The organism is uncultured Sphaerotilus sp. (genome assembly GCF_963924895.1).
Taxonomy (GTDB): Bacteria; Pseudomonadota; Gammaproteobacteria; order Burkholderiales; family Burkholderiaceae_C; genus Sphaerotilus.
This window is the reverse complement of record NZ_CAWURG010000026.1, coordinates 157,763-164,105: the sequence shown is the minus strand read 5'-3', so window position 1 is coordinate 164,105 and position 6,343 is coordinate 157,763. Positions and strand designations below refer to the sequence as shown.

The 6,343-nt window shown below is 68.2% G+C and carries 8 protein-coding genes; 4 read left to right on the top strand and 4 right to left on the bottom strand.

All coding sequences use genetic code 11. The annotated features are described in order from the left end of the window. The first annotated feature begins 145 nt into the window (after window positions 1-145). Window positions 146-781, top strand: coding sequence for a BON domain-containing protein (locus AABN02_RS11470; protein WP_338415066.1), 636 nt, complete (start codon window positions 146-148; stop codon window positions 779-781). A gap of 68 nt (window positions 782-849) precedes the next feature. On the opposite strand, the gene AABN02_RS11465 is transcribed toward AABN02_RS11470, so the two are convergent. Together AABN02_RS11465 and AABN02_RS11460 are read right to left on the bottom strand one after the other, a co-directional pair. Continuing rightward, on the bottom strand, window positions 850-2,037 hold the full coding sequence (locus AABN02_RS11465; RefSeq protein WP_338415065.1) for an OmpA family protein: 1,188 nt from the start codon (window positions 2,035-2,037) through the stop codon (window positions 850-852). A 9-nt stretch (window positions 2,038-2,046) separates the two neighbouring features. Beyond that, window positions 2,047-2,643, bottom strand: a complete 597-nt coding sequence (locus AABN02_RS11460) for a sterol desaturase family protein (protein ID WP_338415064.1) — start codon at window positions 2,641-2,643, stop codon at window positions 2,047-2,049. Window positions 2,644-2,812: 169 nt separating this feature from the next. Here AABN02_RS11460 and AABN02_RS11455 point away from each other — a divergent pair, with 169 nt between their 5' ends. Further along, on the top strand, window positions 2,813-3,532 hold the full coding sequence (locus AABN02_RS11455) for a Crp/Fnr family transcriptional regulator (RefSeq protein WP_338415063.1): 720 nt from the start codon (window positions 2,813-2,815) through the stop codon (window positions 3,530-3,532). 34 nt (window positions 3,533-3,566) lie between these two features. Here the strand turns inward: AABN02_RS11455 and AABN02_RS11450 are convergent, their stop codons facing one another. After that, window positions 3,567-4,124, bottom strand: a complete 558-nt coding sequence (locus tag AABN02_RS11450) for a hypothetical protein (protein WP_338415062.1) — start codon at window positions 4,122-4,124, stop codon at window positions 3,567-3,569. A gap of 243 nt (window positions 4,125-4,367) precedes the next feature. Here AABN02_RS11450 and AABN02_RS11445 point away from each other — a divergent pair, with 243 nt between their 5' ends. Further along, window positions 4,368-4,769 (top strand): response regulator, encoded by a 402-nt coding sequence (locus tag AABN02_RS11445; RefSeq protein WP_338415061.1) that lies wholly within the window; start codon window positions 4,368-4,370, stop codon window positions 4,767-4,769. Here the strand turns inward: AABN02_RS11445 and AABN02_RS11440 are convergent. Next, window positions 4,747-5,379: a response regulator transcription factor gene (locus tag AABN02_RS11440; RefSeq protein ID WP_179635381.1), complete on the bottom strand. Its 633-nt coding sequence runs from the start codon at window positions 5,377-5,379 to the stop codon at window positions 4,747-4,749. The genes AABN02_RS11445 and AABN02_RS11440 overlap by 23 nt on opposite strands. A gap of 100 nt (window positions 5,380-5,479) precedes the next feature. Between AABN02_RS11440 and AABN02_RS11435 the strand changes: the two genes are divergently transcribed. After that, window positions 5,480-6,316, top strand: coding sequence for a sensor histidine kinase (locus tag AABN02_RS11435; protein ID WP_338415060.1), 837 nt, complete (start codon window positions 5,480-5,482; stop codon window positions 6,314-6,316). Window positions 6,317-6,343 lie beyond the last annotated feature (27 nt).

The window sequence follows — 6,343 nt, the reverse complement described above, 5'->3', positions numbered from 1 at the left end:
TTGGAATGAGGCGGTGGACTTGCTGCGAGTGCGGGGCGAAACACCACCGCGACGTGAACGCAGCCAAGAACATCGCCGCGCGCGGGCATGCGCGTCTCGCAGGAGGAATCCCCGTCCTTTAGGGCGGGGAGGATGTCAAAGCCAATTGCAGCAGGACGTGAGCGCAGAACTCGACTGGGAACCCGCGGTCCATGCCGCGCGCATCGGTGTGGAGGTCAAGGACGGTGTCGTGACGCTGGCCGGGCAGGTCGACAGCTACGCCGAAAAGTGGCACGCCGAGCGCGCCGCCCAGCGGGTCACCGGCGTCAAGGCCCTGGCAACCGAACTGCAGGTGCAGCTCACCAGCCTGAGCGAGCGAACGGATGCCGACATTGCCGCGGCGGTCGAGAACCTGCTGGAGTGGACCACGACGCTCACCTCCGGCGGGATCCGGGTGGTCGTCGAAGGGGGCTGGGTGACGCTGTCGGGCAAGGTCGACTGGCAGTTCCAGCGCCAGGCGGCCACCGACAGCGTGCGCCACCTGATGGGCGTCACGGGCGTCAGCAACCAGATCGCCGTCCAGGCTGCGGCGTCTGCCACAGGGGTCAAACAGGTCATCGAGGCGGCGCTGAAGCGCACGGCGGTGGCCGACGCACGGCACATCGCTGTCCAGGTGCATGGCGGTGATGTGACGCTGACCGGCACCGTGCGCAACTGGGACGAGCGCGAGACCGCCACGCACGCGGCCTGGGGTACGCCCGGGGTGCGCAATGTCGTGGACCGCATGACGCTGGTGTATTAAGCAGTGCGGGCCGGGGACTGTTGAAGTCCCCGGCCCGCACTGTTTGGTACTTGCTCAGCGCAAGCTGATTACTTTGTGCCGGTCACTTCGATCTCGACCCGGCGGTCCGGCTGCAGGCAGGTGACGAGGGCCGGCGTCTGGCGGTTGCCCTTGCAGTCTTCCGCCTTGGTGACCGGAGTGGATTCGCCCTTGCCGGTGGCCGAGATCTTCGCCGGGTCGATGTGCCCGGTGCTCACCAGATGGTCCTTGACGGCGGTCGCCCGTTCCATCGAGAGCTTCTGGTTGTAGGCCGGCTTGCCGAGGCGGTCGGTGTGGCCTTCGACGCTGATCGTCTCGTACTGCGTGCCGGCGAGTTCGCTGGCGAACTTGTCCAGCGCCGCGCGTCCTTCAGGCTGCACGTTCGACTGGTCGAAGGTGAACAGCGACTCGGCCGTGAAGCTCACGCGGCGGCGCGGCGGCGGGGCGGGGGGCGCCGGCGGTGCGACCGGGGCGGCCACGATGACGGGAGCGGGTTCCGGGGCCGGCGGCGCGGCGGCGACCACGGGGGCCACATACGCGGGTTCAGCCCGGGTCATGCGCGTCGGCTCGGGCGCGCTGCCGAAGGGGAAGACCACGCTCATCGACACCACGTTCACGCCACCCCGGTGCCCGACCGAGTCGTTGACCTGGTAGCGATCGATTTCACCGCGCACCAGGAAAGCCGAATTGACCGCGTACTGCAGGCCCACGCCGAGCTTGACGTTGGTTTCACGGGTGCTCGGGATCGGGTTGAGCGGGGTGACGGCGCCGGTGCCGCGGAAGTTGCCGCGGGACTTGGAGTAGTGCGCGCCGATGCGGGCGAGTGCGGACAGGCGGTCGGTGACCGGCAGCGTGCCGACGAGGTCCAGGTGCGCGCCCTGGTTCTTGATCTCGCCGATCAGGTTGCCGGCAGGCACGGTGGTGGCGTTCAGGCCGAACTTGCCGAGGTCGAAGTAGCCGGCTTCCAGGCCGATGTTGCGGGTGAACTGGTAGCCGCCGAAGATGCGGTACGCGGTGTCGGTTTCATCGCTGGTGACGCTGGAGGTGGTCAGGCCGGCGCCGAGCTGGCTGTTGGCGATGCGGTTTTCGTCGACCTTGGCGCGGGACTGTCCGACCGACAGGCCGCCGTAGGCATAGGGGGCTGCCCGGAGCTGGGCCAGCGCCGCGGTAGTGCTCAGGGCGCCGAAGCCGGCCAGCATCAGCGTGGTCAGGGTGCGCAGGGCGTGCATTGTTCTCATGGTCTTCCTTCAGAGCGTGGTTCGGTGCGAAGGATCTGTTGTAAGGCCGACACCTCGGGGGGTCTGTACGCTGCCGAACACGTGGTCCCAGAACGACGTTGTGACGCCGTAGTACGCCGGCCACTCGCCGCGGCGGTGGTGGAGGGCGTGCCAGCGCTTGCGCTCCTTGAGCCACGGACGGCGGGCGCGCCAGTGGTGCGTGGCGTGGTGGGTGACGGTGTAGAACAGGTAGCCGACCAGCACGCCCTGGGTCAGCGCCGCCGCCGGCCACAGCCCGAACAACGCCCACGCGGGCAGGAAGACCAGCCCGCCGATCAGCGCCGCGCTGATCACCGTGGGTGCGCAGATCAGCGCCGACGGGCGCTCGTGGTGCACGGCGTGCCAGCGGCTGAACGGGGCGATGCCGTGCAGCACGAAGCGGTGCGCGCCATACTCCATGGCGGTCCAGGCCGCTGCGCCGATCGCCACGCAGACGGACAGGCCCACCCAGTGCACACGGGGTGCGGCCAGCAGCAACAGGGTTGCCATGGCCACCACCGCGGCGCTGTAGAACACCAGATCGGCCTGGTAGGCGGTCTTGCTGTGTTCCAGTGTGAACAGCTTCATCGGGGGCCTTGAAAGAGTCTGATCTCCATCAAGCTAGGTGGAGTCGGATGGGCTGTCTGTGCGGTGCCGAACATTGAAATTCGACTTTTCCGCCTATAGTTCACAGGCACACTTTGCCCGGCCGTTGCGACGCCGACCTTTCGTTCCGGTTGAGCCTCGGAGTTTCCAGATGTCCCTCACTGCCGATCCGAACCTGAACCACCTGCTGGCCGCCTTGCCGCCGGCCGAACTGGGCCGCTGGCTGCCGCAACTGGAGTGGGTCGAGATGCCGCTGGGGCAGGTGCTCTACGAGTCCGGCCGCACGCTGGGCCATGTGTACTTTCCGACCAGTGCCATCGTCTCGCTGCTGTACGTGATGGAAAACGGCTCGTCCGCGGAAATCGCCGTCGTCGGCAACGAAGGTCTGGTGGGGATTTCGCTGTTCATGGGCGGGGACTCCACGCCGAGCCGGGCCGTGGTGCAAAGCGCTGGCTTCGGCTACCGCCTCAAGGCGGCACTCATGAAGGACGAGTTCGACCGCGCCGGACCGGTGATGCACCTGCTGCTGCGCTACACGCAGGCCCTGATCACCCAGATGGCGCAGACGGCCGTCTGCAACCGCCACCACTCGCTCGACCAGCAACTCTGCCGCTGGCTGCTGCTGAGCCTGGACCGGCTCGACAGCCACGAACTGGTGATGACCCAGGAGCTGATCGCCAACATGCTGGGCGTGCGCCGCGAGGGCGTGACCGAGGCCGCGCTCAAGCTGCAGGCGGCCGGGCTGATCCGCTATGCGCGGGGGCACATCTCGGTGCTCGACCGCCCTGGGCTGGAGACGCGCACCTGCGAGTGCTACGCCGTGGTCAAGCACGAGTACGACCGGCTGCTGCCCGCCACCCTGGCGGTCTGAGCAGCGTCCGGCGCCTCGTCACTTCACCTCAGGCTCACATCTTGCCGAACCGGGACTTGGCGGCCGCCACGCAGGCCGCCTTGACATCGCCCGAGGACGCATCGCACTTCTCCACGGCCACCTTGTAGTCGGCATCGCGCTTGTCGTCGGTGGCTTCGGTGCGGGCGTCGCGGATCTGCTCGCCCATCTTCGAGTCGGCCAGGGCCTTGACCTCGGCGGCCTTGGCTTCCTTGACACAGACGTCCTTGGCATTGCCGGACTGGTCGTCGCAGCGTTCCTTGGCGATGGCGTAGGCGGATTCGGCCTTCGCGACCAGCAGCTTGGTCTGGTCGGCGGGCTTGGCGGTGTAGCCGAATTCCAGCTCGGCGCGGGCTACCTTCTCCTTGCCCTTGGCTTCCTCGACGCAGATGTCGCGGGCATTGCCGGACTGGGTGCTGCACGCGGCCTTGTTGGTCTTGTACTCGGCGCTGATGCGGGTCTTGCCGGCCTGGAAATCGGCGCGGGTCATCGCGTCGGCCTGGGCCACGAGCATGCCGAACATGCCGCACAGCACGATGGCGGACTTGATCTTGAATTGAAAGCGGTGGTTCATGGTGCGGTCCTCGGGGATGGTGGTGGGGTGTGGCCGTCTGTCTGGCGGCCTGACCATCCGTTTATCGCGGCGGACCGCCGGGCTGTCCGTGCGGTGGCGCACCCTGGTTCTGGCCTGTTCAGGCGCCAATCAGCACACGTAGGCGTTGTCCGACAGCGCAACAGTCGTTCTGCCGGATGGCGGCCGCTGGTGAACGCACGTAAGCTCGGGCCGGAGTTCCATTGCCCTGTGTGCCGTCCCTCCATGCCCCCGCATCCGCTCAAGACCTACATCGTTGAAGACAGCCGGGTGATCCGCGAGAACCTCATCGCGACCCTCGAAGAGCTGGTGCCGGCCGAAGTGGTTGGCGTGGCCGAGGACGAGTCGACCGCAGTGCAGTGGCTGATGGCACCCCAGCACGCGGTGGAGCTGGTGATCGTCGACATCTTCCTGAAGGGCGGCTCCGGGCTGGGCGTGCTGCGCACGATGCAGGACCAGCAGCCGCGGCACCGGATGGTGGTGCTGAGCAACTACACGACGCCCGAGATGCGGCGCAAGTGTCTGGCGCTGGGCGCGGACCGGGTGTTCGACAAGTCCTACGACATCGACGCGCTGATCGCCTACTGCTCCCAGCTGCAGGTGGCTACTGGATCAACCCATTCTTGAGTGCGTAGTAGGTCAGGTCGCTGTTGGAGGCGAGCTGCATCTTCTCCATCACGCGGCTGCGGTAGGTGCTGACGGTCTTGACGCTGAGCGACAGGCTCTCGGCGAGGTGGCCGATGGTCTCGCCCGCGGCCAGGCGCAGGAAGACCTGCAGCTCCCGCTCGGAGAGGTGCTCGTGCAGCGGCTTGTCGTCGCTGCGGCCCAGGCCCTCGGCGAGCTGTTCGGCCACGCCGGCGGTGATGTACTTGCGACCGCGGCAGACCGTGCGGATCGCCTTGACGATCTCCTCCGGGTCGCAGTCCTTGTTCAGGTAGCCGCTGGCGCCCTGGCGCAGCAGGGTGGTGGCGTAGTGCGCTTCCGGGAAACCGCTGAGGATCAGCACCGGCAGGTCGGGTGCGCGGGCCTTGATCGCGGCCAGCGCGTCGACCCCGCCGTGGTCCGGCATGGCGATGTCCATGAGGATGACATCCAGCTCGCCGCGGCGCACGATGTCGAGGGCCTCGCGGCCATTGGCGGCTTCTCCGACGACAGAGAAGTCCGGCTGGTCGGAAAAGAACTGGCGCAGTCCGGCGCGCACCATGGGGTGGTCGTCGACGATGGCAATGCGAATCATGGGGTGGGGTGTGCTCCTGGACCCATGATCCCACCGATTCGCCCTGGCGGACTGAACACAAGGCAAGGCATTGCCATGCAAGACAACCGGAGTCCCCGCGATGAACCTTGAACGCTGGCTTGGCGCGACGGCGGTGCTGGCCGGCCTGCTGGCGCTGGTGCTGTACGCGCGCCTCCGCGCGCTCCAGCGCACCGTGCTGCGCGAGCAGGCCCGGCAGTTGGAACAGGCCCGCGAGCAGGAGCGGGCCCAGCTCGACGCGCTGGTCCGCCAGCGCACGCTGCAGCTCACCGAGCTGACCCACCACCTCCAGACCGCCCGCGAGGACGAGCGCAGCCGCCTGGCGCGCAACCTGCACGACGACCTCGGCGCGCTGCTCACCTCGGCCAAGCTGGACGCCGCGCGCATCCGCCCCCGACTGGCCGGCGCGCCGCCCGAAGCGCTGGAGCGGCTGGCGCACCTGGTCGAGATGCTCAACGGCGCCATCGCGCTGGGCCGCCGCATCATCGAGGACCTGCGCCCGTCCACGCTGACCAACCTCGGCCTGGCGGCGACGCTGGAGATCCTGGCGCGCGAGTTCGCCGAGCGTTCCGGCGTGGAGGTGCATTGCGCGCTGGCGCACATCCCCCTGCCTGCGGCGTCGGAGCTGGTGGTCTACCGGCTGGTGCAGGAGGCGGTCACCAACATCAGCAAGTACGCCGGGGCGCGCCACGTCTGGCTCGACATGGCGCAGCGGGGCGAGCAGGTCGAGGTGCTGGTGCGCGACGACGGCGTGGGCTTCGATCCCGCGGCAAAGCGGGGGTCGGCCTACGGGCTGGTGGGGATGCGCTACCGCGTCGAAGCGGTGCACGGCACGCTGGAAGTGCTGTCCGCGCCGGGGCAGGGCACCGTGTTGCGGGTGCGGCTGCCGGGGCTGTCGGTCGCGTCCTACGCCGCCTGACGCGCTTGCCCGACAGGTGGGGGGCCG